The 23,329-nt window shown below is 62.6% G+C and carries 21 protein-coding genes and 1 tRNA gene; 10 read left to right on the forward strand and 12 right to left on the reverse strand.

The window, feature by feature from the left end:
• The 3 genes from rlmH to VOI29_RS03810 all read right to left on the reverse strand — a co-directional run bounded on the left by rlmH (position 1) and on the right by VOI29_RS03810 (position 2,458).
• A complete protein-coding gene (gene rlmH, locus VOI29_RS03800) occupies positions 1-471 on the reverse strand; it encodes a 23S rRNA (pseudouridine(1915)-N(3))-methyltransferase RlmH (RefSeq protein ID WP_323776108.1) in 471 nt (156 codons plus the stop codon).
• Positions 472-533: 62 nt separating this feature from the next.
• On the reverse strand, positions 534-914 hold the full coding sequence (gene rsfS, locus VOI29_RS03805; protein ID WP_323776109.1) for a ribosome silencing factor: 381 nt from the start codon (positions 912-914) through the stop codon (positions 534-536).
• A 167-nt stretch (positions 915-1,081) separates the two neighbouring features.
• Positions 1,082-2,458 (reverse strand): mechanosensitive ion channel family protein, encoded by a 1,377-nt coding sequence (locus tag VOI29_RS03810; protein WP_323776129.1) that lies wholly within the window; start codon positions 2,456-2,458, stop codon positions 1,082-1,084.
• A 174-nt stretch (positions 2,459-2,632) separates the two neighbouring features.
• Between VOI29_RS03810 and VOI29_RS03815 the strand changes: the two genes are divergently transcribed.
• The 8 genes from VOI29_RS03815 to VOI29_RS03850 all read left to right on the forward strand — a co-directional run bounded on the left by VOI29_RS03815 (position 2,633) and on the right by VOI29_RS03850 (position 9,471).
• Complete coding sequence (locus VOI29_RS03815; protein WP_245602898.1) at positions 2,633-2,731, forward strand: isopropylmalate isomerase; 99 nt, start codon at positions 2,633-2,635, stop codon at positions 2,729-2,731.
• A 53-nt stretch (positions 2,732-2,784) separates the two neighbouring features.
• Positions 2,785-4,188 carry a 3-isopropylmalate dehydratase large subunit gene (gene leuC / locus VOI29_RS03820; RefSeq protein ID WP_323776110.1) on the forward strand — a complete coding sequence of 468 codons (1,404 nt, stop codon included), beginning with the start codon at positions 2,785-2,787 and terminating at the stop codon, positions 4,186-4,188.
• A 71-nt stretch (positions 4,189-4,259) separates the two neighbouring features.
• Positions 4,260-5,048, forward strand: coding sequence for a hypothetical protein (locus VOI29_RS03825; RefSeq protein WP_323776111.1), 789 nt, complete (start codon positions 4,260-4,262; stop codon positions 5,046-5,048).
• 84 nt (positions 5,049-5,132) lie between these two features.
• On the forward strand, positions 5,133-5,738 hold the full coding sequence (leuD, locus tag VOI29_RS03830) for a 3-isopropylmalate dehydratase small subunit (protein ID WP_323776112.1): 606 nt from the start codon (positions 5,133-5,135) through the stop codon (positions 5,736-5,738).
• 373 nt (positions 5,739-6,111) lie between these two features.
• Positions 6,112-6,948, forward strand: coding sequence for a hypothetical protein (locus VOI29_RS03835; protein ID WP_323776113.1), 837 nt, complete (start codon positions 6,112-6,114; stop codon positions 6,946-6,948).
• A complete protein-coding gene (locus tag VOI29_RS03840; protein WP_323776114.1) occupies positions 6,945-7,988 on the forward strand; it encodes an endonuclease/exonuclease/phosphatase family protein in 1,044 nt (347 codons plus the stop codon). Before VOI29_RS03835 ends, VOI29_RS03840 begins: the two co-directional genes overlap by 4 nt.
• A 119-nt stretch (positions 7,989-8,107) precedes the next feature.
• Complete coding sequence (leuB, locus tag VOI29_RS03845) at positions 8,108-9,211, forward strand: 3-isopropylmalate dehydrogenase (protein WP_323776115.1); 1,104 nt, start codon at positions 8,108-8,110, stop codon at positions 9,209-9,211.
• Between the two features lie 183 nt (positions 9,212-9,394).
• Positions 9,395-9,471 (forward strand) — tRNA-Pro (locus tag VOI29_RS03850).
• A gap of 70 nt (positions 9,472-9,541) precedes the next feature.
• Here the strand turns inward: VOI29_RS03850 and VOI29_RS03855 are convergent.
• The 6 genes from VOI29_RS03855 to VOI29_RS03880 form a co-directional block, all read right to left on the reverse strand.
• Positions 9,542-10,462: a LysR family transcriptional regulator gene (locus VOI29_RS03855; RefSeq protein WP_323776116.1), complete on the reverse strand. Its 921-nt coding sequence runs from the start codon at positions 10,460-10,462 to the stop codon at positions 9,542-9,544.
• Between the two features lie 14 nt (positions 10,463-10,476).
• Positions 10,477-11,520: an oligopeptide/dipeptide ABC transporter ATP-binding protein gene (locus tag VOI29_RS03860; protein ID WP_323776117.1), complete on the reverse strand. Its 1,044-nt coding sequence runs from the start codon at positions 11,518-11,520 to the stop codon at positions 10,477-10,479.
• Entirely contained in the window at positions 11,517-12,512 is a 996-nt protein-coding gene (locus tag VOI29_RS03865; RefSeq protein WP_323776118.1) for an ABC transporter ATP-binding protein, read from the reverse strand. The genes VOI29_RS03860 and VOI29_RS03865 overlap by 4 nt, the downstream gene beginning before the upstream one ends.
• Positions 12,513-12,516: 4 nt before the next feature.
• Entirely contained in the window at positions 12,517-13,467 is a 951-nt protein-coding gene (locus tag VOI29_RS03870; protein ID WP_323776119.1) for an ABC transporter permease, read from the reverse strand.
• Entirely contained in the window at positions 13,464-14,444 is a 981-nt protein-coding gene (locus tag VOI29_RS03875; RefSeq protein WP_323776120.1) for an ABC transporter permease, read from the reverse strand. Before VOI29_RS03875 ends, VOI29_RS03870 begins: the two co-directional genes overlap by 4 nt.
• A gap of 145 nt (positions 14,445-14,589) precedes the next feature.
• A complete protein-coding gene (locus tag VOI29_RS03880) occupies positions 14,590-16,152 on the reverse strand; it encodes an ABC transporter substrate-binding protein (RefSeq protein ID WP_323776121.1) in 1,563 nt (520 codons plus the stop codon).
• A 518-nt stretch (positions 16,153-16,670) separates the two neighbouring features.
• Here VOI29_RS03880 and VOI29_RS03885 point away from each other — a divergent pair.
• A complete protein-coding gene (locus tag VOI29_RS03885) occupies positions 16,671-17,144 on the forward strand; it encodes a nuclear transport factor 2 family protein (protein ID WP_323776122.1) in 474 nt (157 codons plus the stop codon).
• A gap of 69 nt (positions 17,145-17,213) precedes the next feature.
• On the opposite strand, the gene VOI29_RS03890 is transcribed toward VOI29_RS03885, so the two are convergent.
• The 3 genes from VOI29_RS03890 to VOI29_RS03900 form a co-directional block, all read right to left on the reverse strand.
• Positions 17,214-18,197 (reverse strand): GlxA family transcriptional regulator, encoded by a 984-nt coding sequence (locus VOI29_RS03890; RefSeq protein ID WP_323776123.1) that lies wholly within the window; start codon positions 18,195-18,197, stop codon positions 17,214-17,216.
• A 22-nt stretch (positions 18,198-18,219) separates the two neighbouring features.
• Positions 18,220-20,694 (reverse strand): FAD-dependent oxidoreductase, encoded by a 2,475-nt coding sequence (locus tag VOI29_RS03895; RefSeq protein ID WP_323776124.1) that lies wholly within the window; start codon positions 20,692-20,694, stop codon positions 18,220-18,222.
• Between the two features lie 193 nt (positions 20,695-20,887).
• A complete protein-coding gene (locus VOI29_RS03900) occupies positions 20,888-22,408 on the reverse strand; it encodes a trimethylamine methyltransferase family protein (RefSeq protein ID WP_323776125.1) in 1,521 nt (506 codons plus the stop codon).
• Between the two features lie 95 nt (positions 22,409-22,503).
• Between VOI29_RS03900 and VOI29_RS03905 the strand changes: the two genes are divergently transcribed.
• Positions 22,504-23,329, forward strand: an 826-nt coding sequence (locus tag VOI29_RS03905; RefSeq protein ID WP_323776126.1) for a LysR substrate-binding domain-containing protein, incomplete at its 3' end; no start/stop codon positions are given.

The raw sequence follows: 23,329 nt of genomic DNA on the forward strand, positions 1-23,329 counted from the left end.
TTACACCCTGTGATACGGGCTGCCCGCCAGGATGGTCGCGGCCCGGTAGATCTGCTCGGCCAGCATCACCCGCACCAGCATATGCGGCCAGACCATCTTGCCGAAGGAGATCGAGAAGTCCGCCTCGGCCCGAAGCGCGGGATCTATTCCGTCCGCCCCGCCAATGATCAGTGCCAGATCCTGGCGGCCGCTGTCGCGCCAGTCAGCCAGCTTGTCCGCGAAATCCGGCGAGGAGATCACTTTGCCGCGCTCGTCCAGGGTGCAGATCACCGCGCCCTTGGGCAATGCCTTGCGCAGCAGTGCCGCTTCAGCCGCCATGCCGCCGTTTTTCTTGTCTTCGATCTCCAATACCTGCACAGGCCCCAGCCCCAGCGCACGGCCGGTCCGGTCGAACCGGGCAAGGTAGTCGTCGATAAGGGATTTTTCAGGGCCGGACCTCAGACGGCCGGCCGCACAGATATGCAGACGCATGAAATTCCTGAAGCAATCCGGCCCGCACCGGTTGCGCGGGCCTGCATCCATTCAGCCTTGGTTCAGTCCTCGGCCGCCTGGGTTGCCGGAGCTGCCGCGGCGCTTGCGGGCATCCACATCTTCCCGAGCTGGTAGAACTCGCGCACTTCCGGACGGAAGATATGGACACTCACATCACCGGTGTCGATCAGCACCCAGTCGCCGGTATCCTTGCCCTCGACCTTGCAGCCGACCTGGAACTCCTGTTTGAGCCGGTCGGTCAGCTTTTCAGCCATGGCGGCAACCTGGCGGGTGGAGCGGCCGGAAGCCACCACCATGTAGTCGCCAATCGCCGTCTTGCCGCGCAGATCGATCTGCACAACGTCTTCGGCTTTGTCATCGCTGAGTGAGGAGAGAATCCGCTCCAGCAGCTGTTCGCTGGTGGGCTGGGACTGGGCGGCCATCACGGCTGCCCCAGTAGCAGCGGCATCCGCCGCTTGAGGTACGGGTGACAGGACATAGTCCTCCTTACAACGCGCCGCCAAGCCCCGGCGCCGGGCCTATTATCAATGTAGCAAGCAGGCGGTAAAATTTCAATGAAACCCCGCCCCGGCGCTGCAAAGCCTGTGCTTTATCCGTCATTCTCTGCAGGTGCAACCCTGACCGGCAGCGGGTCGTTCAGCATCCGCACTTCGCGCTGCGGGAACGGAATCGAGATGCCCTCGGCCTGGAACGCATCCCACAGCGCCAGATAGACATTGCCGCGGATATTGGTGAGACCGCCGGTGGGATCGTCGATCCAGAATCTGAGAACATAATCAACGCTGCTGTCGCCAAATCCGGTGACGTGGCAGACCGGCCTGCGGTCGCCCGCCTGCAGGACGCGGGCAACGCTTACGGCCGCCTCGACCGCGATTTCGCGCACCTTGTGCGGATCGTCGCCGTAACCGGTGCCGAAGGTCAGATCCAGCCGCACAAATTTGTTCGAATGCGACCAGTTCACCACCTGCGAGGTGATCAGATCCTCGTTCGGAATCAGATACTCCCGCCCGTCGCGCGTCACCACCGAGACATAGCGGGCGCCCAGCGCGTTGATCCAGCCGAAGGTATCGCCAAGCGAGATCACGTCGCCCGGCTTGATTGATTTATCCAGCAGGATAATCAGCCCCGACACCAGATTCGACACCACCTTTTGCAGGCCGAAGCCAAGACCCACACCGATGGCACCGGACAGCACTGCCAGCCCGGTCAGGTCGATGCCGATCGCCTTGAGGCCAATAAAGAAGGCGCCGCCAAACAGCAGGATCTGCGCCATCTTGGCGCCCAGCACCTGCATCGAGGGGGATATATCAGTGTTGCTGCGGATGCGGTTGGCCGCCACCGAAGAAATCACCCGCGCCAGCGTCAGCATCACCCCGAGGATGACCGCCGCCTGCACCACCAGATACAGCGAGATCCTCAGGTCGCCGAATTCGATGGCAATGGCGTCCAGCAGCGCGGTTGCCTCCGCCGTGACGCCAAGGATACGCAGGGTAATCCAGATCCAGGCACCGTATCTGACCAAATTCCGCAGCAGCGGATTACCGACCAGCCTGGTGGCGAAGGCCACGATCAGCCAGGCCAGCGACAGGTTTGCGATCACCGCCAGCAGCTGTGAGCGGCTGGGCCATGTGGCCTCCCGCATGACCAGAACAACCACCCAGATCAGCAGCACAAACAGGATACCGCGGATCCGCTTGTGCAGCACCAGCCCCGCCCGCATCCGCCAGCGCGGCCAGCCCTCGCGCTGGCGCAGCCAGTCATGGAACGCCCCGGCCACGGGCCGCGCGATGAGCGCAGCCAGCACAAACAGCGCCAGCGCGATCCCGGCCTGATAAGCGTTCCAGGGCCTCAGCAGCAGTCCGGTGCCCTCTGCCGCCAGCTCCCATATCCGCTGGCCGAATTCCAGCGCCTCGGCAGTGCTTTCCGCCAGCGCGTCCTTGGGTTGGGTCTGCTCTTCCGGCTCCATCACGCCCCCTTTTTCCGGCAGTGTGCCGTCCTGCCCGGTTTCGATCAAGCAGAGACAAGGGCGCGGCCCGGCGTGCCGCCGGGTGGTATGGCAGCTTGATGCCTCTGCCGCCTGCCTTTCTCCGGGCTTAGAACGAATCTTGATTGCCGGCTCTTGCGGATGTATCTGACAGCCATGACCCTCGTATTGGCGCAAAAGATCGAACTGCAAGACCGCGCACGGCTGCGCGAACGGTTCTATGGCGCCGCCCGCACGGTCCTGGCGCGCCTATAAGGCCGTTGCCCAGCCCAAAGCCAGCATACCCAAATACATACGGGAGTGGACCCATGTCCCCCAAGACACTCTATGACAAAATCTGGGATGCGCATGTTGCGCATGAAGCCGAGGACGGCACCAGCCTGCTCTATATCGACCGCCACCTGGTCCACGAAGTGACCAGCCCGCAGGCCTTCGAAGGCTTGCGTATGGCCGGCCGCGGCGTGCATGCGCCGGATAAAACCATCGCGGTGCCGGACCACAACGTGCCGACCACACTGGATCGTGCCAAGGGCATCGAAAACGAGGAAAGCCGGATTCAGGTCGAAGCGCTCGACAAGAACGCCCGCGAATTCGGCGTGCATTACTACCCGGTGGATGACGTGCGCCAGGGCATCGTGCATATCGTCGGCCCCGAGCAGGGCTGGACCCTGCCCGGCATGACCGTGGTCTGCGGCGACAGCCACACCGCCACACATGGCGCCTTCGGGGCGCTGGCGCATGGCATCGGAACCTCCGAAGTGGAACACGTGCTGGCCACCCAGACGCTGATCCAGAAGAAGTCCAAAAACATGAAGGTGGAGATCACCGGCAAGCTGAAGCCGGGCGTCACCGCCAAGGACATCACCCTGGCCGTGATCGGCGAGACCGGCACAGCCGGCGGCACCGGCTATGTCATCGAATACTGCGGCGAGGCGATCCGTGACCTGTCGATGGAAGGCCGCATGACCGTCTGCAACATGGCGATCGAAGGCGGTGCCCGTGCCGGCCTGATCGCGCCGGATGAGACCACATTCGAATATGTCAAAGGCCGCCCGCATGCCCCCAAGGGCGCCCAGTGGGAAGCCGCGCTGACCTGGTGGAAGACGCTGTTTACCGACGAAGGCGCCCATTTCGACAAGGTAGTCACCCTGAAAGGCGAAGACATCCAGCCGGTTGTGACCTGGGGCACCAGCCCCGAGGACGTGCTGCCGATCACCGGTGTCGTGCCTTCCCCTGATGATTTCACCGGCGGCAAAGTTGACGCCGCACGCCGCTCGATCGAATACATGGGCCTCACCCCCGGCCAGAAACTGACCGATATCGAGATCGACACCGTGTTCATCGGCTCCTGCACCAACGGCCGCATCGAGGACCTGCGCGCCGTAGCCGAGGTTGTGAAGGGCAAGAAGATCAAGGACGGCATGCGGGCGATGATCGTGCCCGGATCCGGCCTGGTCCGTGCCCAGGCTGAGGAAGAAGGCCTGGCCGAAATCTTTGAGGCCGCCGGTTTCGAGTGGCGCCTTGCAGGCTGCTCCATGTGCCTGGCTATGAACCCCGACCAGCTGGCCCCAGGGGAGCGTTGCGCCGCGACCTCGAACCGGAATTTCGAGGGCCGTCAGGGCTATAAGGGCCGCACCCATCTGGTGTCCCCGGCCATGGCTGCCGCCGCCGCGCTGACCGGCAGACTGACGGATGTGCGTGAGCTGATCTGATGGTTGCCGCCGGAGCAAATACGGCGCAACCGGATTTGCTGCCGGTGGGAACGGTCTGGGTTGGACCGCAGATGAATTGGATCGGCCGGATGTCCCTGCAGTCGTTTCTGCACCGGGGCCATCCGGTCACTCTGTTCTGCACGGAAGACATGGAAGACCCGCAGATCGAGGGGCTTGAGCTGGTATCAGCCCGCGAGATCTGGGACTATCCGGAAAAACTCTTGGACCGGGTCAGCCCGACTGTGTTTTCCGACTTCTTCCGGCTGCGCATGATCCGGGATGCAGGCATGATTTGGGCCGATACGGATGTCTTCTGTTACCGCCCTTTCATACCCAAGGATGGATACCTGGCCGGCTATGAACATAGCGGCATGATCAACAACGCAGTGCTGCATTTGCCCGAGAATTCCGCCTCGTTGAACGAACTGATCGACCTGTTTTCCGATCCTTCCTATGTCCCGGAATGGCTGCGTCCTGCGGTACAGCGCACAGCACAGGAATTCGGCAAAGGGCGCAGGCTGTACGAGGCCTGCAAACTGATGCCGACCGCTTCCGGCCCGCGTGCGCTGACACATATGCTGCCCAAGCATGGCGAAGACATACACGCCTTGCCCCAGGAGGCACTGAACCCGCTGCCGTGGTCCTTTGCGGATGCCTACTTCAACCCGAAAGGCGGAGTTGAGGGATGGCTGAGCGAAGACACCAGGGCGATCCATCTCTATTCCTCGCGAATTCGCGCCTTCCACAAAAGGGTCCGGCCGCTTCGGGGGAGCTTTGTTGCAGACTTTGCAGAGCAGATTGGCTTTGACCTTGATGCCTGCGGCTTGACCGCCAACAGCAACGAACCCCCTTTGGAATGAAATTCAGGGGCCGCACGGCCCTGGCACTTAAAAACCTGAACCCGGCAGACTTCCCGCACACGGGTTCGCACAAGGAGAATGGCAATGGAAAAATTCCAGAAACTGCAGGGCATCGCCGCCCCGATGCCGCTGGTCAACATCGACACCGACATGATCATCCCGAAGGTGTTCCTGAAATCCATTCAGCGCACCGGCTTCGGCAAGAACCTGTTCGACGAGATGCGCTATAACCGCGACGGCACCGAGATCGAGGATTTCGTGCTGAACAAACCGCAGTACCGCAAGGCCGAGATCCTGGTGGCGGGCGACAACTTCGGCTGCGGCTCCTCGCGCGAGCACGCACCGTGGGCGATTGCCGATTTCGGCATCAAATGCATCATCTCGACATCCTTCGCCGACATTTTCTTCAACAACAGCTTCAAGAACGGCATCCTGCCGATCGTGCTGCCGCAGGCGCAGATCGACATTCTGATGGCCGACGCGGAAAAGGGCGAAAACGCCCGCATGACCGTGGATCTGGAAGCGCAGGAGATCACCACCTCGGACGGCGAAGTGATCCCCTTCGATGTGGATGCCTTCAAGAAGCACTGCCTGCTGAACGGTCTGGACGATATCGGCCTGACCATGGAAAAGGCGGACTCGATCAAGACGTTTGAGGACAAGGCCGCGCAGGAGCGTCCCTGGGTCTGATCCCGGCGTTTCAGCTGCAGAACGATTACGGGCCGCCCTCCCCCGGGCGGCCCTTGCTTTTCACCCGACGGAGTCGCGCCGCATTTCCGCCGCAATTCGGCGCGGGCGCCCGCATTGTGTGCCCGGCGCTTTCAGCCACAGCATCTGGTAGGCGCCACCAACCCTCTCATTTCTCATCAAAACTCTGATGCAATCCCGCACCAGTCCCGCGGTGAAAGTGGCCCTGTTCCGCCTGCCGGCCCTTGAGCGGAAAGCCGCTGCCCGGCAACAATGGGGCAAAAATGAGGCAGAGCGTCCCGGGCCGTCCCCGGGGGGCTTCAAGTCCGGACCCAGAGGCGAAAACGCCCGCGCCGGTTTGAAGGGAATGAAAGACGTGTTTGCACGCATCACAGGCGCGGCGTTCCGCGGCATATTGGTGGCTATGCTGTTTGCCATGCCGACGCTGATCCTGCCGGCATCCGCCACCGAGTCGCCGGAAATCGTCCTGTTCATCGCGCTCTTGGGCTCGGCCCTGGCCTTCACCGAATATTATTCGCATTTTCCCAGCATCGTGGAATTCCGCAATGCGCCGCCAATCAACCGGATGCGCTTTGCCGCCTGTGCTGCGTCTGTCGGCGCATTGAGCCTGCTGGCGGCGCATCCACTGGCGCCGACCGGGCTGACGGCACTGGTCCACCGTCTGGGCAGTTCCCTGGGCGGGCAGCTGGATTTTGCTTATTCGCCGGTGCAGCTGACCGTGCTGATGCTGCCGCCCCAGGTGTCCGAAGCCACTGTGGTGATGGTCCGCAATGCAGCCGGCCTGGCCAGTACAGCAGCAGGCGCCGCGATTACCGTCTTTGCGCTGGTGATCCGCGTCGGCCATTGGCCTGTCGGCAGCGGCGCCTTCAATGTCTGGGTGAACCTGCCGCTGTTCGACCCCACCACCGGCGGCGATGTGGTGCAGCGGCTTCAGCGGGACGCGCGGGTCAATATCATTGCCGGCGTGCTGCTGCCCTTTGCCCTGCCCGCCGCGGTCAAGATGGCCTCGGGCCTGGTCGATCCCGGAATCCTGGCGGCCCCCCATATGCTGATCTGGGTGATCAGCGCCTGGGCGCTGGTGCCTGCGTCAATGATCATGCGCGGCATGGCAATGCAACGCATTGCCGGGCTGATCATGCATAAACGGCGCACCGCCGGCAACGCCGCGGATGAGGCCCTGCAAACCGCATGAGACGGCTGGCGGCGGGTCTTCTTCTGATCCTTGCCGCCGGGGCAGGCCAGGCCGGCACTCTGCGCGTCGCCACTTTCAACACCGAACTTTCGCGGGACGGACCCGGCCTGTTGCTGCGCGATATTGAACGCGGCGGCGATCCGCAAATTGCCGCGGTGGTGGAGGTGATCTCCGCCGCACAGCCGGATGTGCTGGTGCTGCAAGGGGTGGATTGGGATTACGAAGGCCGCAGCCTTGCCGCCCTGGCCGGGCTGCTGGCAGAGGCCGGCGCCGCCTATCCTTACAGCGTTTCCCTGCAGCCCAATGCCGGGCTGCCGCCCCCGGCCTTGCTGGACATGGATGGCGATGGCAAGACCGGCGGGCCGCGTGACAATCAGGGCTATGGCCGGTTCCGCGGCCAAGGCGGCATGGCGCTTTTGTCGCGGCTGCCGGTTGACCGCAACGGGATCCGCGACTTCTCGGCCCTGCTGTGGCGGGACCTGCCCGGCGCGCTGCTTCCCAAGCACCCGGACGGCCGCCCGTTTCCGTCCGGCGAGGTGCAGGCCGTGCAGCGTCTGTCTTCTACCGCGCATTGGCTGGTGCCGCTGCAATTGCCCGGCGGCAAGCGGCTGAACGTGATGGCATTTCACGCCGCCCCGCCGGTGTTTGACGGGCCGGAAGACCGCAACGGGCGGCGCAACCGCGATGAAATCCGCCTGTGGCAGCTGCTGCTGAATAGCCGCCTGGGCCCCGCCCCCCAAGCGCCCTTTGTGATTGCTGGCGATGCCAACCTCGACCCGGATCAAGGGGAAGGCCGCAAGGACGCAATCCGCAGCCTGCTGGGTGATCCCCGGCTGCAGGATCCGCAGCCGCTCAGCCCTCAAGCCGGAAGCGCAACCGTGGAATGGCAGGGTGCCGGGCGGATGCGGGTGGATTATGTGCTGCCCTCTGCCGGGCTGGCCGTGACCGGCAGCGGTGTTGTCTGGCCGGATGCGCCGGACGCAGCGGCGGCCCTTGCCAGCCGCCATCGGCTGGTCTGGGCGGATATCGCGCTGAACTAGGGCCTGCACCCGGCCCAGGCTGCGCAAATCCCCATCACCCCCCTTTAATTTCAGGGCCTATTATTGACCCTGCCCCGCTGTCCCGCTACGCCCTTGCCAGCTGTTTAAGGAGGATCCCCATGCCCAACCCATCGATTCTGATTCTGCCCGGTGACGGGATCGGCCCCGAAGTCATGGCCGAGGTGCGCAAGATCATCTCCTGGTTCGGCGACAAACGCGGCCTGCAGTTCGATGTGAGCGAGGATCTGGTCGGCGGCGCGGCCTATGACAAGCACGGCAAGCCGCTGGCGGATGAAACCATGGCCAAGGCGCAGAACGCCGATGCGGTGCTGCTGGGCGCCGTCGGCGGCCCGGCTTATGACGGTCTGGATTTCTCGGTAAAGCCCGAACGCGGCCTGCTGCGCCTGCGCAAGGAAATGGATCTCTATTCCAACCTGCGCCCGGCTCAGTGCTTTGACGCCCTGGCGGATTTCTCCTCGCTGAAGAAGGACATCGTCGCAGGTCTCGATATCATGATCGTGCGCGAGCTGACCTCGGGTGTCTACTTCGGCGAGCCGCGCGGCATCTTCGAAGAGGGCAACGAGCGCGTCGGCATCAACACCCAGCGCTACACCGAGAGCGAGATCGAACGCGCCGCACGGTCAGCGTTTGAACTGGCAATGCGCCGGGGCAAGAAGGTCTGCTCGATGGAGAAGGCCAATGTGATGGAATCCGGCATCCTGTGGCGCGAAGTGGTGACCCGGGTCTCGGCTGACTACCCCGAGGTGGAGCTGTCGCATATGTATGCCGACAACGGTGCGATGCAGCTGGTGCGCGCACCCAAGCAGTTCGACGTGATCCTGACCGACAACCTGTTCGGCGACATCCTGTCCGACTGCGCCGCGATGCTGACCGGCAGCCTGGGCATGCTGCCCTCCGCAAGCCTGGGCGCACCGATGGCAAACGGCCGCCCCAAGGCTCTGTACGAGCCGGTGCACGGCTCTGCCCCCGACATCGCGGGCCAGGGCAAGGCCAACCCGATCGCCTGCATCCTCAGCTTTGCCATGGCGCTGCGCTACAGCTTCGACCAGGGCTCCGAGGCCGACCGCCTGGAAGCGGCGGTTGAAAAAGTTCTGGCCGACGGCGTGCGCACGGCAGACCTTCTGGGCGAGGACGGCGTTGAGCCGGTTTCGACCAGCCAAATGGGCGATGCCGTGCTTGCCGCCCTGGAGGCAAGCCTCTGATTTTGAGGCCGGTCCATACAATGTTCAAAGCCCCGCCTGACTGTCAGCGCGGGGCTTTTTTGTTCCTCCGCGTGGCCGCGCCGCCCCTCGCCGCAACGGCAAAAAGAATTCCTGAAAACCGCAGCTTTCTACGGAATCGCCCTTGTCAAACCCCGCCCCCTGAGCTATTCCGCCCTCCACGGTCGGAGCGTAGCTCAGCCTGGTAGAGCACTGTCTTCGGGAGGCAGGGGCCGGAGGTTCGAATCCTCTCGCTCCGACCAATAAAACAAGGCGCCTTCGGGCGTCTTTTTTTGTTTTGAACCGGTGCTCAATGCTTCCGGGAAATGAGGATCAAGCCGTCTCCAGCGCGGCCATCCTCAGCTTGTTCCACAGCACATCCAGCGTCGGTTTGGTGCTGCGCGGATCGCGGTAAAGGCGGATTTCCAGATCGGTGGCCAGGCGGTCGTCAACCACCGCAAAGCGCCCCTGTTTGATTTCCTCGCGGCACAGGCTCAGCGGCAGCCAGCCCATGCCAAACCCCTCCTGAATCATCGCCTTGACGCTGTTGGCCAGCGCGTTCTGGTTGACCACAAAAACCTTTTGTCCGGGCAACAGCTGCGCCAGCGCAAATTCCTGAACCGACCGGAGCGCCGAGACCGCACCGTAGGACAGTAGCGGCACCGCGTCCTTTCCGGCCTTGGGAAAGGAAAATTCAGGCGCCCCGTCCGAAGTTGTCCGGGACACTGGCACATAATGATCGGTGGACAGGGTCAGATGCTCGAAATTGGCAACCTCCAGCGGCCCGAGGAAATCCATTGACGGATGCCAGTAGGTCAGGATCACGTCGCAATAGCCCTGCTGCAGCGCGCTGACGAACTGATCTGCTGCCCAGGAGGTGGAATTGAGGTCGGTATCCACCCCGCCTTCGCTGGCCAAAGGCGCGATAAGCGTCTTGTAATGCGTCATGTAAAGCGACTGCGAAGCGGCAAAGCGGATCACATTTTCACCCGCCGCATCAATCGTCTGGCAGCGCTCGATGGTTTCCTCGTAGGTGCGCAGCATGATGCGGGACTGCGACAGGAATACCTCGCCTGCCGGGGTCAGCGTCAGCGGCAGGGTTTCGCGGTTGATCAGCCGCACGCCGATCTCATTCTCCAGCGCCCGGATACGGCGGGAGAAGGCCGGCTGGCTGACATTGCGCTCTTCGGCCGCGCGCGAGAAATTCTTGCACGCGACCAAAGCCTCGAAATCCTTGAGCCAGATGATGTCCAACTGGGTGTCCCGTCTTAACCGGCGGCCACCGCATCCAGCCTGTCCTCCTGGACAGCATGGCAGGCGACAAGGCTGCCATCGGGCTGGTGAATGGCTTTTGGCTGTTCACTCTTGCATCGTGCGTCCGCAAAGGCGCAGCGGCTTTGGAAGGGACAGCCTTGCGGCAGATTGATCGGCGTCGGGATCTCGCCCTTGAGGCGGATATGGTTCGGCCGGTCATCCTTCAGCTGCGGCACTGCGGACAGCAAGGCCCGAGTATAGGGATGTTTGGGGTTGGAGAACAGCGTTGCCGTGTCCGCAACTTCGCAAACCGACCCCAGGTAAAGCACCGCCACGCGGGTGCCGAAGTGCTCTACCACGCTCAGATCGTGGGTGATGAACAGATAGGTGAGACCGCGGCTTTCCTTGGCCTCCAGCATCAGGTTCAGCACCTGCGCCTGGATCGATACGTCCAGCGCGCTGATCGGCTCATCGGCGATGACGAATTCAGGGTCCACTGTCAGGGCGCGGGCAATGGCAATCCGCTGGCGCTGGCCGCCGGAAAACTCGTGCGGATAGCGTTTGGCCCAGCTGGGATCGACACCAACTGACAGCATCACCTCGGTGACCTTGTCGCGCACCTCCGCTGCCGAGGCGGCGGGAAAGTGGTGGCGCACAGGTTCCTCCAGCGCCTGACGGATGGTCATGCGCGGGTTGAGCGAGGCGTAGGGGTTCTGAAAGATCATCTGGATCTTCTTGCGCAGGGGCTGCATGCCGCTGCGCGGCAAATTGTCGATCCGCTGGCCTTCGTAATGGATTTCGCCTGCGGTGGGGGTCAGCAGACCGGCCACCAGCCGCGCCACTGTCGACTTGCCGCAGCCCGACTCGCCAACCACACAGAGCGCCTCGCCGCGGCCGACATTAAGCGAGACATTGTTCACCGCATGGACCGAGCGGGTTTCCCGCACGATCTTGCCCTGTTTGAACTTGAGGGTTTCCAGAAAGCCCTGATCCAGGTCGAACTGCTTTGCCAGATTCCTGATTTCCAGCAGCGGGCGGTCTGTCTTTGCATCCTTCATGCCCGTATCTCCTTAAGGTCTTCATCGCTATGCAGGCGCTGTACCTCGTGGCAGGCCACTGCGACCTCGCCGTATTGCACGATGTCCGGCACCCGGCTGCGGCACAGGTCGGTGGCGTATTTGCAGCGCGGGTTGAAGGCGCAGCCCTGGGGGATGCTGGCCAGGCCCGGCATATTTCCGGGGATCTGCTTCAACCGCTGGCCGGGCACGGTCTGCTGCGGCAGCGCGTTGATCAGCCCCTGGGTATACGGGTGCTGCGGGTCGTTGATGATTTCCCGCGTGCGCCCCGCCTCAATGATGCGGCCGGCATACATCACCAGCGTGCGCTCGGTCATCTGGCTGACCACGCCGAGGTCGTGGGTGATCAGGATCAGCCCCACCTGGTTCGACTGGCACAGCTCCAGCATCAGCTCCATGATATCGGCCTGAATGGTCACATCCAGCGCCGTCGTGGGTTCATCCGCGATGATCAGCTGCGGATCGAGCAAGAGCGCAATCGCGATGATGATCCGCTGCCGCATGCCGCCCGACAGCTCGTGCGGGTATTGCTCCAGACGTTCCTCCGGAGAGGGGATATAGACCTCGCGCAGCTTGACGATGGCAATCTGGCGCGCTTCCTCGCGGCTCAGCTTGCGGTGTGCCAACAGGGTCTCAACCATCTGCTGACCGATGGTCAGCACCGGGTTCAGGGTCACCATCGGATCCTGAAAGATCATCGCCATGCGGTTGCCGCGCAGGTTGCGCAGGCGCTTGTCGCTCATCTTGACGACATCTTCGCCCTCGAATTCAATCTGGCCGCTGTCGATGTAACCGGGGCGGCTGAGCAGGTTCATCAGCGAAAACCCGGTGATCGACTTGCCGGCGCCGCTTTCGCCGACAATGCCCAGGCGTTCGCCCTTGGCCAGGTCAAAGGAGATGCCGTTAAGGGCAGTGACCGTCTGGTCGCGCATCGCAAATTTCACGGTCAGGTCGCGAACGGATAGAAGGCTCATCGCGTTACCCCTTGTACAGTTTCGGGTTCAGAACATCGCGCATCCAGTCGCCCAGCAGGTTGATGACCAGCACCAGCACCACCAGCACCACGCCGGGAATGGCGGTAATCCACCAGCTGCCCGAGAAGATATAGTCGAAGCCCGAGGAGATCAGCGAGCCCAGCGACGGCTGGCTCGGCGGCATGCCGAGGCCAAGGAAGCTGAGCGAAGCTTCGGAGATGATCGCATTGGCAACCTGCACGGTAGAGATCACGAAAATCGGCGACAGCGAGTTCGGCAGGATGTGCCGCACCATGATCCGCATCGGGCCGAAACCCAGAACGCGGGCGCTGTCGACATATTCCTTCTTCTTCTCGGCCAGCACGGTGGCGCGCACGGTCCGGGCGTATTGCGGCCATTCCGCCACGCCGATCACCGCGATCAGGAACACTACGGCATAGCGGTTGAAAGTGTCTGAACCGAACATCGCCTGTGTGACGGCCAGAAAGATGATCGCCACCATCAGGGTGGAGAACGACAGCTGGATATCGGCCAGCCGCATCAGCAAGCTGTCCAGGCGGCCGCCGACATAGCCGGCCAGCAGCCCGATGGAGATGCCCAGGAAGGCCTGCAGTGCCACCGCGCAGATGCCGATCAGCAGCGACAGGCGGGTGCCGTACAGGATCGTGGACCACAGGTCCCTGCCTTGGTCGTCGGTGCCCAGCACAAACTCCGGCAGCGAGCCGCTCACCCAGGCCGGCGGGTATTCGGAGTTCATGATATCCATCTGCGCCGGATCATAGGGATCATAGGGCGCGATCACAGGTGCCAGAAAGGCGGCGCCGGCAATCAGCAGGAAGATGATCATGCTGACCACCGCGACCGGATTGCGGCGGAAGCTGTAACCCATGTTGGAATTCCAGGCCTTGGCCCAGCGCGACGGATCGGACTTCGGGGAAAGCATTTCGGTGCTCATGCGCCCATCCTCGCAATATTCACGGTCGGGTTCACCAGGCCATAGATCAGGTCGACAATGGTGTTGGTGACCACAAAGATGAAACCGACAACAATCAGGTAGGCCACGATCAGCGGGGTATCGACGCGGTTCACCGCCTCAAGGAACATGAACCCCATGCCCGGCCACTGGAACACGGTCTCGGTCAGGATGGTATAGGCCACCATGGTGCCGATCTGCACGCCGCCCACGGTGATCACCGGCAAAAGCGTATTTTTCAAAGCATGCACGAAATAGATCCGCCAGGGATTGATGCCCTTGGCCTTGGCGTATTTCACGTATTCGGACTGCAGAACTTCCATCATCTCGGCCCGGATCAGGCGGACAAACAGCGGCAGCATGATCGACGCCAGCGCAAAGGAGGGCAGAATGATGTGCATCCAGCCGTCGGCGGTGGCAAAATTGGTCTGCCAATAGCCCCAAACCTGCACAGTATCGCCGCGCCCGTAAGAGGGGAACCAGCCGTATTCGACGGAGAACACAAAGATCATCAGGATGGCGGTCAGGAACACCGGGATCGAAATGCCGATGATCGACAGGCCCATGATGATGCGGCTGATGATGCTGTCCGGCTTGATCGCGGTATAGACGCCCAGCGGCACCGAGAAGCCGATGATGATCAGCGTCGCGCCGAACACCAGCTCCAGCGTGGCGGGCAGCTTCTTCAGGATCACGTCCAGCGCCGGCTCCTTGAAGAAATAGGAGGTGCCCAGATCGCCCTGCAGCGCATTGCCGGCGAACCGCAGGTATTGGGTCACGAAGCTGTCGTTCAGCCCCAGCTCATCGCGCAGCTGCTGGCGCACTTCTTCCGAGACCGACTGCCCGACCAGCTCGCGCAGCCGGTCGCCCAGGTTGCCCTGGATGGCGAAGGCAATCAGCGAGATGACGAACATCACGGCAATCGCCTGAATCACTCGCTTGGCGAGATAGGCAAACATCTTCCTGACCTTTGTAGAGTTTGGTTACAGCGCAGGCCGCAATCTCCAAGGAACTGCGGATCCTGCAAATTCAGCCTTGGCGGCCGTTTGTTATTTCTGCGGCCCGGGCCGGCCGGGGGAGACCGGCCCGGGTCTGTTCAGTGGCTCAGCTGCCGGTTTCGACAACCAGGTCACCGAAGTAGGGGAAGTTCAGCGCGTTCACGATCTCTGCCGCGTTCATGCCGGACTTGGCACCCCAGGCCAGGTTCTGCCAGTGCAGCGGGATGAAGGCCGCCTCTTCGTACAGGATGCCTTCCAGCTTCTGCAGCAGCTCCGCACGCTTGGCCGGATCGGTTTCCGCGTTGGCCTGGTTCATCAGCGTGTCGGCTTCCTCGTTGCAGTAGTTGCCGGAGTTATACTGGCCGTTGCCGGTTGCCTCATCCGGGCAGGCGGACAGGAACTGGTGGAAGTTGGCCGAATCTTCGGTGTCCGCGTGCCAGCCGATCATCATCATGTCCGCCGCGCGCTCGTCGAACGCCGGCCAGTACTGCGCCTTGGGCATGGTCTGCAGGTCAACCTTGATGTTGATCTGCGCCAGCATCGAAGCCACCGCCTGGGCGATCTTGTCGTCGTTCACATAGCGGTTGTTCGGCGCCATCATGGTGATCGAAAAGCCGTCGGCATAGCCTGCCTCGGCCATCAGCGCCTTGGCTTTTTCCAGGTCAAAGCGCGGTGCGAAACCCTCGCTGTAACCCAGATAGCCGGTCGGGCTGGCCTGGCCGGCCACCGTGCCGAAACCGCGCATGATGCGGTCAACAATGCCTGCGTTGTTCACCGCATAGTCGATCGCCTTGCGGACGCGGGCGTCCTTGAAAGCCTCGACGCGGTCCTGGTTCATCTGGAAAGTGATAATCCGGGTGCCGGGCATGGTGATCAGGTCCACGCCTTCCGCTTCCTCGACACGCTTCAGGTCGGTCGGCGGCACCGGCGCGATGAAGTCCACGTCACCGGACAGCAGGGCGGCCACGCGGGTCGGGTCTTCCTTGATCGGGGACAGAACGATCTTGTCGACATTGCCGCCGCTTTCGCTGTCCCAGTAATCGGCATAGCGGTCGAACACCACGCGCACGCCCTGCTCACGCTCGGAGACGATGAAGGGGCCGGTGCCGGAGACATTGCGCGAGGCAAAGCTGTCGCCGTGCTTGACCACTTCGGCCTTGTCCTTGCCGTCCGCGGTGGTGCCGGAATAGAAGGCGCTGTCCATCGGGAAGATGTAGGTCGCGGTGTGCAAGACCAGCGGATAAGGCTCCGAGGTCTTGAGGTCGAAAGTCATGTCATCCACGACTTCCACATCGGTGAAGGGGGCGAAAATGCCCTTGAAATCGTCACTTTGCTTGAGCCGGTCAAAGGTCCAGTCGACGTCATTCGCAGTCAGCGGGTTGCCGCTGTGGAAGGTGACGCCGCTGCGCAGCTTGAAGCGCATGGTGGTGCCATCGATCTGCTCCCAGCTTTCAGCCAGGCGCGGTTCGAACTGCAGGTCCTGGGTCCAGCGCACCAGCGGGTCAAAGACCATATGCGACAGCTGCAGCGTGCCGCCGGACAGCTGTTCATGCGGATCCAATGAAACCGGGTCAGCGTCATAGGCAACGCGCACTGTGGTCTCGGCATAGGCAACCGGTGCCATCGCCACCACCGCAGCCGCCGCCAGGCTTCTGACAAATTTCGTCATTAGGCATACTCCCCTGTGATTATGGCGTGAACGCTATCTGCTGGCGCGGCAGCTGTGAAATGCCGAAATCGCATAGGGTATGCAGCACGCACATTGGCGCTATGCGCAACCGCAATCTGTGTTCGTTTACAAACGCTTATGGGCAGCACTCTGGCGAAGGCTGAGTTGGCCCGAAGACTGCCGCGGTCAGTTTGCAGTGAAACATGGGTGATATCACCCCGGAAAAATACTGTCCGGACTTGCGCACCCCGGCTTGAAAGATCCGGATTTGCTGGCAGCGCTGCGTACTGATTGACCATTCAGCGGCTCACCGCCGGGTCTCATCGGGGCGCAACTGGCCTGAACCGCGCTTTGAGCACGGGAGCATGATCCCGGAGCAAGTCATCCGGGACAAGGGGAACGCACGGCACTGAGATACCGCACTATTTGGTCCCTGGAAAAAATTTTAAACACAGCCCTTGATTTTCAGTACCGATCTGTACACTTATAGCGCATCACTAACAGATCGGTAAATAAACATGACAGAAGCCCCCCGCCCCCCGCTGCCGCCCTTCACCCGCGAAACCGCCATTGCCAAGGTTCGTGCCGCCGAGGATGGCTGGAACAGCCGCAACCCCGACGCCGTCGCGCAAGCCTACACTCTGGACACCAAATGGCGTAACCGCACCGATTTCCCCCAGGGCCGCGACGCAGCTCAGGCGTTCCTGGCCGGCAAATGGGACCGCGAGCTGGAATACCGGCTGATCAAGGAGCTCTGGGCCTATGACGGCAACCGTATCGCCGTGCGCTACGCTTACGAGTGGCACGATGCATCCGGCCAATGGTACCGCTCCTACGGCAACGAGAATTGGGAGTACGCCGAAGACGGCCGCATGGCCCACCGCTTTGCGTCGATCAACGACTTGAAAATCAACCAGGAAGACCGCCTGTTCCACTGGCCGCAAGGCCCGCGCCCGGCAGATCACCCAGGTCTCAGCGATCTCGGCCTCTGATCAGAGGAGGGACACCGGATCATGTCTTGCCGGATGCGTCTCCGCACCCGGCAAGGCAAAGCACGATGGTTAAAACGGCCGTTCCTGATGCGGTGATTTGCCGAAATACCGGCGGTAGACTTTGGCGAAGTGGGTCTGGCTGTTGAAGCCGGATGCCAACGCCACATCGATGATCCGCATTTTGGTCTGCAGCAGCAGGCTGCGCGCGTAGTCCAGCCGCAGTCTGGTGTAATAGACCTTGGGCGTGGTCTGCAGATATTTGGAGAAAAGCCGCTCCAGCTGCCGCACCGACAGGCCGACCAGACCGGCGATGCCGCCCGGCGTCAGCGGCTCCTCCAAGTTGCTGCGCATCAGGCTGAGCGCGGCCGCCAGCTTTTCGTGCCGCACGCCGGTCCGGCCGTATTCCGATACCGTCTGATCCTGACTGCCCTTGCGGGCTGAGGAACAGACCATCAGATCCGCCGCCCCGGTCGCGACGGCCGGCCCATGGTGGTCCGAGATCAGGTTCAGCGTCATGTCTATAGTCGCGGTCCCGCCCGCACAGGTGATCAGCTTGCTCTCCATGGTGAACAGCGAGCTTTTGACCTCCACGTCCGGATGCGCCTCCGCCAGGATCGCCCGCAGCGCCCAATGGGCCGAGACCTGGCGCCCGGACAGCAGCCCGGCGCGGGCCAGCGCCAGGATACCGCCGCCCAGCGCGCCGAGTGTTGCGCCCATTCGGTGCGCCCTGCGCAGCCAGCCCAGAACTTTCAGCGAGATGCGCGGCTCCTGCCCCTGGCCGCCGCAGACAAAGATCATGTCGCCGCGCATCAAGTCCGGAAGCCCGCCGTTCACCGCCACGTTGAGCCCGTTGGGCGCGGTGACCGGCAACCCGTCCTCGCTGACCACGCGCCAGTCATAGCGCGCAGCCCCGTCATGTGTGTTCGCCGCCTCCAGCGCTGCCACCGCGCTGGACAGGTCCAGCGGCGAAAAGGTGGGCAGCAGCAGGAAGATGCAGCGGCAGGCCGGCACGGCCTGGGCCGCGTCGGGGAGGTTTCGCATGGGTCTGGCCATGGTGTCCGCTCCCCTTGCCGGCTCAGGCGCGCATGTTGGCGCCATTGGCGTCATAGACCGGCGCCCCCAGCACTTCGGCGTCGTACATCTCGCCCAGGATCTCGACCTGCAGCCTGGTGCCCGCCGCGGCGTGTTCCGCCGAGACATAGCCCATCGCCATCGACGTCTGCGCGTGATGCGCATAACCACCGGAGGAGATGTAGCCCACCGCCGCGCCATCCTTCAGGATCGCCTCATCATTGGAGACATCAATGCCGTCCACGTCGATGGTCATGGTGACCAGCTTGCGGCTGGGCCCGGTGTCCTTGGCGGCCAGGGCCGCTTCCTTGCCGACAAAATCCTTTTTCCAGTTGATAAAGACATCCATGCCGCTTTCCGCCGCGTCGAAATCTGGGCGGAAGTCGAGCGTCCACACACCCCAGCCCTTCTCCAGCCGCATCGACATCAGCGCCCGCGCGCCATACCAGCGGTAGCCCAGATCAGCGCCGGCGCCCTCGATCGCTTCGGCCAGGCGCAGCAGGTACTGCGGCTTGCAGTAGATCTCATAGCCCAGCTCGCCGGAAAAGCTGATCCGGTTCAGGATCACCGGCACGCCGCCGACAAATGTCTGGCGCAGGTCTCGGAATTTCATGGCCTCGGCGGAGACGTCCTCACGGGTGATCCGCTGCAGCAGCTCTCGCGAATTCGGCCCCGACAGCGCAATGCCGTGCCAGTCATCCGAGACGTTCTGGTAGGTCACACCCGCTGGCAGGTCTTTTTCAAACCAACGGCGGTGCGCCTCCTGCATGGCCCCGGAACCGAACAGCATGAAATGATCCTCACCCAGGCAGGCCACGGTCAGATCGCCGTAAAGCTTGCCCTTCGGCGTCAGCATCGGCGTCAGCGCCAGGCGGCCCGGTTTCGGCACATAGCCCGCCAGGACCCGGTCAAGATAGGCCCGCGCGCCTGCGCCCTTAAACTCATGCTTGGCAAAGTTGGCAACCTCGATGCCGCCGACGGCCTCGCGCACCGCTTTGACCTCGCGCGCGACATAATCGTGCGAGCGGTTGCGCTCAAATGTAGGCTCCTCATGCGCATCCTCCGGCCCATCGGCAAACCACAGCGCGTTTTCCAAGCCAAAGCCCTGGCCCATGCGCGCGCCCTTGGCGACCAGCCGGTCATACAGCGCAGTGGTCTTCTGCATCCGGCCCTTGGGCAGGGTTTCATTCGGGAAGGTCATCACGAAGCGGCGCTCGTAATTCTCGGTCGATTTCACGGTGCCCCAGTCGGGGGTTGCGAAGTCGCCAAAGCGCGCCACATCCATCGCCCAGACGTCAATAGACGGCTCGCCATCGATCATCCATTCGGCCATGGTCAGCCCCACACCGCCGCCCTGGCAGAAGCCCGCCATCACGCCCACGGCGCACCAGTAGTTTTTCATCCCCGGAACCGGGCCGATCATCGGGTTGCCGTCAGGGCCAAATGTGAAGGGGCCGTTTATCATGTCCTTGATGCCCGCCTCGCCAATCGCCGGGATCCGCTCGAACGACATCTCCAGACGGTCGGCAATGCGGTCCAGATCCGGCTGCAGCAGCTCATGCCCGAAATCCCACGGCGTGCCGCCCACCTTCCAAGGCGTCCCCTTCGGCTCATAAGTGCCCAGCAGCATCCCCTGCCGCTCCTGCCGGAAATAGATATTGGCCTCGTAATCAATGCCGGCCGGCAGGCGGGTCGGATGGTTGGCCACCGCGTCTATCTTGTCGGTGATCAGATAGTGGTGTTCCATCGGCTGCACCGGCAGGTTGACGCCCTGCATGTGGCCGACTTCCCGCGCCCACAACCCGCCGCAGTTGACGATATGCTCCGCGTTGATCACCCCGCGTGGCGTCACCACGTCCCAGCTGCCATCGGGACGCTGGGTGGTGCCGGTCACCGGCGTGTGGGTGAAATACTGCGCGCCGTGCACCTTGGCCGCTTTGGCAAAGGCATAGGTGGCGCCCGACGGGTCCAGATCGCCGTCCTGATCATCCCACAGCGCCGCGTGGTAATGTTTCGGGTCTATCAGCGGGTGGCGCTCAGCCACTTCCCTGGGGCTGATAAACTCCTGGTTCAGACCCATGTAGCGCGCCTTGGAGCGTTCACGCTTCAGGTAGTCGTACCAGGTCTTGTTCGACGCCAGATAAAAGCCGCCAGTGATATGCAGACCGACAGAGTGGCCCGACAGCTCCTCAATCTCCTTATACAGATCAATGGTATAGGACTGCAGCCGCGAGATGTTCGGGTCCGAAGAAATCGTGTGGATCTGCCCCGCCGCGTGCCAGGAGGAGCCGGAGGTCAGCTCGTCCCGCTCCAAGAGCACCACATCCTTCCAGCCGAATTTGGCCAAATGGAACAGGATCGAGCAGCCAACAACACCGCCGCCGATGATCACCGCCTTGGTGTGGCTCGGCAGCTTCTTGTCGCCGGTGCTTTCTTCCTTGTGGATGTTGAGCGTCGATTGGGCAAAATTGTCTGTCATGGGTATTGGTCCTCAGGTCTGGGCCAAAGCACGGCAAGGGCCGGATTTAGCGGAAACGGGAAATTTGGTGCATGAACTGCGGCAATCGGCACCCTGGGGGTGCACAGGAGGTGTACGGGGGGTGCACAGTGGGTGCCGGGGCAAACCCGCCCCTATTGCATCACCGGCGCTTATGCGTGAAGAAAAGGTTAACTCAGTACCACGCATCCGGGATCTCCTCCTTGCGGCGGGCGACATAGGCGGCCAATTCTTCCTTCACCGCCTCATCCATAGGCGGCGCCTGATACTCGTTCAGCATCTGGTTCCAGCGCTCATAGGCCCGCTGGCGCATGTCCTTGGAGCCGCCCTCCTCCCAGCTTTCAACGTTTTCGCTGTCGCTGAGTGTCGGCTCATAGAACGCGGTCTGGTAGTTGCGCATGGTGTGGGCTGAGCCAAGGAAATGGCCGCCGGGCCCCACCTCGGCGTACGCGTCGCGGGCAAAGGCCTCATCGCTGGTATCCAGCCCATGGCTCAGCACCTTCTGGTACGAGCCCAGCCGGTCGGCATCCATCACCAGCTTCTCAAACCCGGTGCACAGCCCGCCTTCCAGCCAGCCCGCCGAATGCAGCACATAATTGGCCCCGGCCAGCATGGTGGAATGCATCGAGTCGGCACTCTCGTAAGCCGCCTGCGCATCCTCGATCTTGGATGCCGTCAGCGAGCCGCCGCAACGCAACGGCAGACCGGCACGGCGGGCCAGCTGGCCGATCGCATAGTTCGACACCACCGGCTCGGGCATGCCAAAAGTCGGCGCGCCGGACTTCAGCGACATCGAGCTGAGGAAGTTCCCCAGCACAAACGGCGCCCCGGGGCGTACCAGCTGGGTGAAGGCACAGACCATCATTGCCTCGGCCATCGCCTGCGCCACCGAGGCCGCCGTCGACACCGGCCCCATCGCACCCGTAAGGATAAACGGCACAACGACAATCCCCTGCCCACGGGCGGAATAGACCCGGATCGCCTCGGTCACCACCTTGTCGACCAGCAGGGGCGAATTGGTATTCACATTGCCCATGATCACGCAGTTGTTGTCCATGACATCCTTGCCAAAGACGATCTCGGCCATGCCGACGCTGTCCTGCGCCCGGCTCATCTCGGTGATCGCGCCCAGATGCGGCTTGTCGCTCAGCGTCATATGGGCAAACAGCATGTCGAAATGACGCTTGCTCACCGGCACGTCGCAAGGCTCACAGATCACAAAGCCGCCGTGATGCAGGTTCGGATGCATATAGGTGAGCTTCACCAGCTTCTCGAAGCTCTCCATGTCGCCATAGCGGCGCCCGCCCTTTAGATCGCGCACAAACGGCGCGCCATAGATCGGGGCAAAAACCTGATTGTTGCCGCCGATGGTCACCGACCGTTCACGGTTGCGGGCCAGCTGGGTAAACGCGCGCGGCGCCTTGGCACACAGCGCGCGGATCCACTGCGCATCCGCCCGCACGATGTCGCCGTCAATCCGTGCGCCGGCCTCCCTCCAGATCCTGAGCGCCTCCGGGTCATCCCGGAAAGCGATGCCGACGTCTTCAAAAATCCAATCGACCTGGGCCTCCAGCTTGACCAGTTTCTCCTCGTCCAGCATATCAAAGAACGGCAGCCTGCGCTGGATGAACGGCGATGCGGGGGCACCCGCCGGAGCGGTGTTTCTATCGCGGGATGCGCGGGCGCGTCGGGCCATGGGGCTCTCCAAAATCTCAAGTGATGAACCACACTAAGCCTGAGGCCGGCATTTGTGACGGTTGAAAAATCTGATCGTTTGGATAATTGAGGGTTATGCAAGAACTGTGGAAGCTCCTTACCAGCCCCCGCCACCTGATCGTTTTTGAGGCCGCCGCAAGGCACGGCTCCTTTACCCGTGCGTCGGAAGAGCTGAACGTGCAGCAGCCGGCCGTCAGTGCCGCGATCAAGCAGATGGAAGCGTCACTGGGGGTGGTTCTGTTCCGCCGCAGCCACCGCAAAGTGGAGCTGACCGGGGCGGGAATGCGGCTTTATACAGATGTCTCCAAGGCGCTGGAGGATATCCTGTCCTCCGCCAAAGCGGTCCGGCAGTTCGGGCGCAACGACCATGTCACGCTCAATTGCTCCTCTGCCTTTGCATACTACTGGGTGATGCCAAGACTGGCCCGGCTGCACGAGGTTCATCCCGATATCGACTTGCGGCTGCAAAGCTCTGACCGGGAGCCGGACATAAATACCGAAGGCATCTCGCTGGCGGTGCGGCGCGGGCAGGGAAACTGGCCGGACTGCCATTCCGCCCTGATCGCACCCGAGGTGATCTTTCCGGTGGCAAGCCCGCGGGTGATGGCCTCGGCCGTCAATCTGGCGACGGTGCCGAACCTGCTGCATGAGCGGCTGATCCACCTGGAAGAGCCGATCCGCGAACGGCCCAGCTGGCAGCAATGGTTTGCGCATTTCAAGGTCACCGGCCGCCCTCCCGCCGCCGGCCTGCGCCTCAACGACTATGCGCTGGTGCTGCAGGCGGCCATCGCCGGCGAGGGCTTTGCCTTTGGCTGGCAGCATGTGACCGAGCCGCTGATCAAACAAGGGCTGCTGGCCGCGCGCCAGGATTGGTCGTGGACCACCGGATCAGGGTTCTATC

It is taken from the genome of Leisingera sp. (assembly GCF_034669605.1).
In the GTDB taxonomy this organism is placed as follows: Bacteria; Pseudomonadota; Alphaproteobacteria; order Rhodobacterales; family Rhodobacteraceae; genus Leisingera.

Excerpts from the sequence above, each read along its gene's own strand:
- VOI29_RS03815 (WP_245602898.1), top strand. The coding sequence starts at position 2,633 with ATGACCCTCGTATTGGCGCAAAAGATCGAACTGCAAGACCGCGCACGG.
- VOI29_RS03900 (WP_323776125.1), bottom strand. The coding sequence starts at position 22,408 with ATGGCCCGACGCGCCCGCGCATCCCGCGATAGAAACACCGCTCCGGCG.
- leuD (WP_323776112.1), top strand. The coding sequence starts at position 5,133 with ATGGAAAAATTCCAGAAACTGCAGGGCATCGCCGCCCCGATGCCGCTG.
- VOI29_RS03885 (WP_323776122.1), top strand. The coding sequence starts at position 16,671 with ATGACAGAAGCCCCCCGCCCCCCGCTGCCGCCCTTCACCCGCGAAACC.
- VOI29_RS03880 (WP_323776121.1), bottom strand. The coding sequence starts at position 16,152 with ATGACGAAATTTGTCAGAAGCCTGGCGGCGGCTGCGGTGGTGGCGATG.
- VOI29_RS03840 (WP_323776114.1), top strand. The coding sequence starts at position 6,945 with ATGAGACGGCTGGCGGCGGGTCTTCTTCTGATCCTTGCCGCCGGGGCA.
- rlmH (WP_323776108.1), bottom strand. The coding sequence starts at position 471 with ATGCGTCTGCATATCTGTGCGGCCGGCCGTCTGAGGTCCGGCCCTGAA.
- VOI29_RS03860 (WP_323776117.1), bottom strand. The coding sequence starts at position 11,520 with ATGAAGGATGCAAAGACAGACCGCCCGCTGCTGGAAATCAGGAATCTG.
- VOI29_RS03870 (WP_323776119.1), bottom strand. The coding sequence starts at position 13,467 with ATGAGCACCGAAATGCTTTCCCCGAAGTCCGATCCGTCGCGCTGGGCC.
- rsfS (WP_323776109.1), bottom strand. The coding sequence starts at position 914 with ATGGCCGCCCAGTCCCAGCCCACCAGCGAACAGCTGCTGGAGCGGATT.
- VOI29_RS03865 (WP_323776118.1), bottom strand. The coding sequence starts at position 12,512 with ATGAGCCTTCTATCCGTTCGCGACCTGACCGTGAAATTTGCGATGCGC.
- VOI29_RS03895 (WP_323776124.1), bottom strand. The coding sequence starts at position 20,694 with ATGACAGACAATTTTGCCCAATCGACGCTCAACATCCACAAGGAAGAA.
- leuB (WP_323776115.1), top strand. The coding sequence starts at position 8,108 with ATGCCCAACCCATCGATTCTGATTCTGCCCGGTGACGGGATCGGCCCC.
- VOI29_RS03810 (WP_323776129.1), bottom strand. The coding sequence starts at position 2,458 with ATGGAGCCGGAAGAGCAGACCCAACCCAAGGACGCGCTGGCGGAAAGC.
- VOI29_RS03875 (WP_323776120.1), bottom strand. The coding sequence starts at position 14,444 with ATGTTTGCCTATCTCGCCAAGCGAGTGATTCAGGCGATTGCCGTGATG.
- VOI29_RS03890 (WP_323776123.1), bottom strand. The coding sequence starts at position 18,197 with ATGGCCAGACCCATGCGAAACCTCCCCGACGCGGCCCAGGCCGTGCCG.
- VOI29_RS03825 (WP_323776111.1), top strand. The coding sequence starts at position 4,260 with ATGAATTGGATCGGCCGGATGTCCCTGCAGTCGTTTCTGCACCGGGGC.
- leuC (WP_323776110.1), top strand. The coding sequence starts at position 2,785 with ATGTCCCCCAAGACACTCTATGACAAAATCTGGGATGCGCATGTTGCG.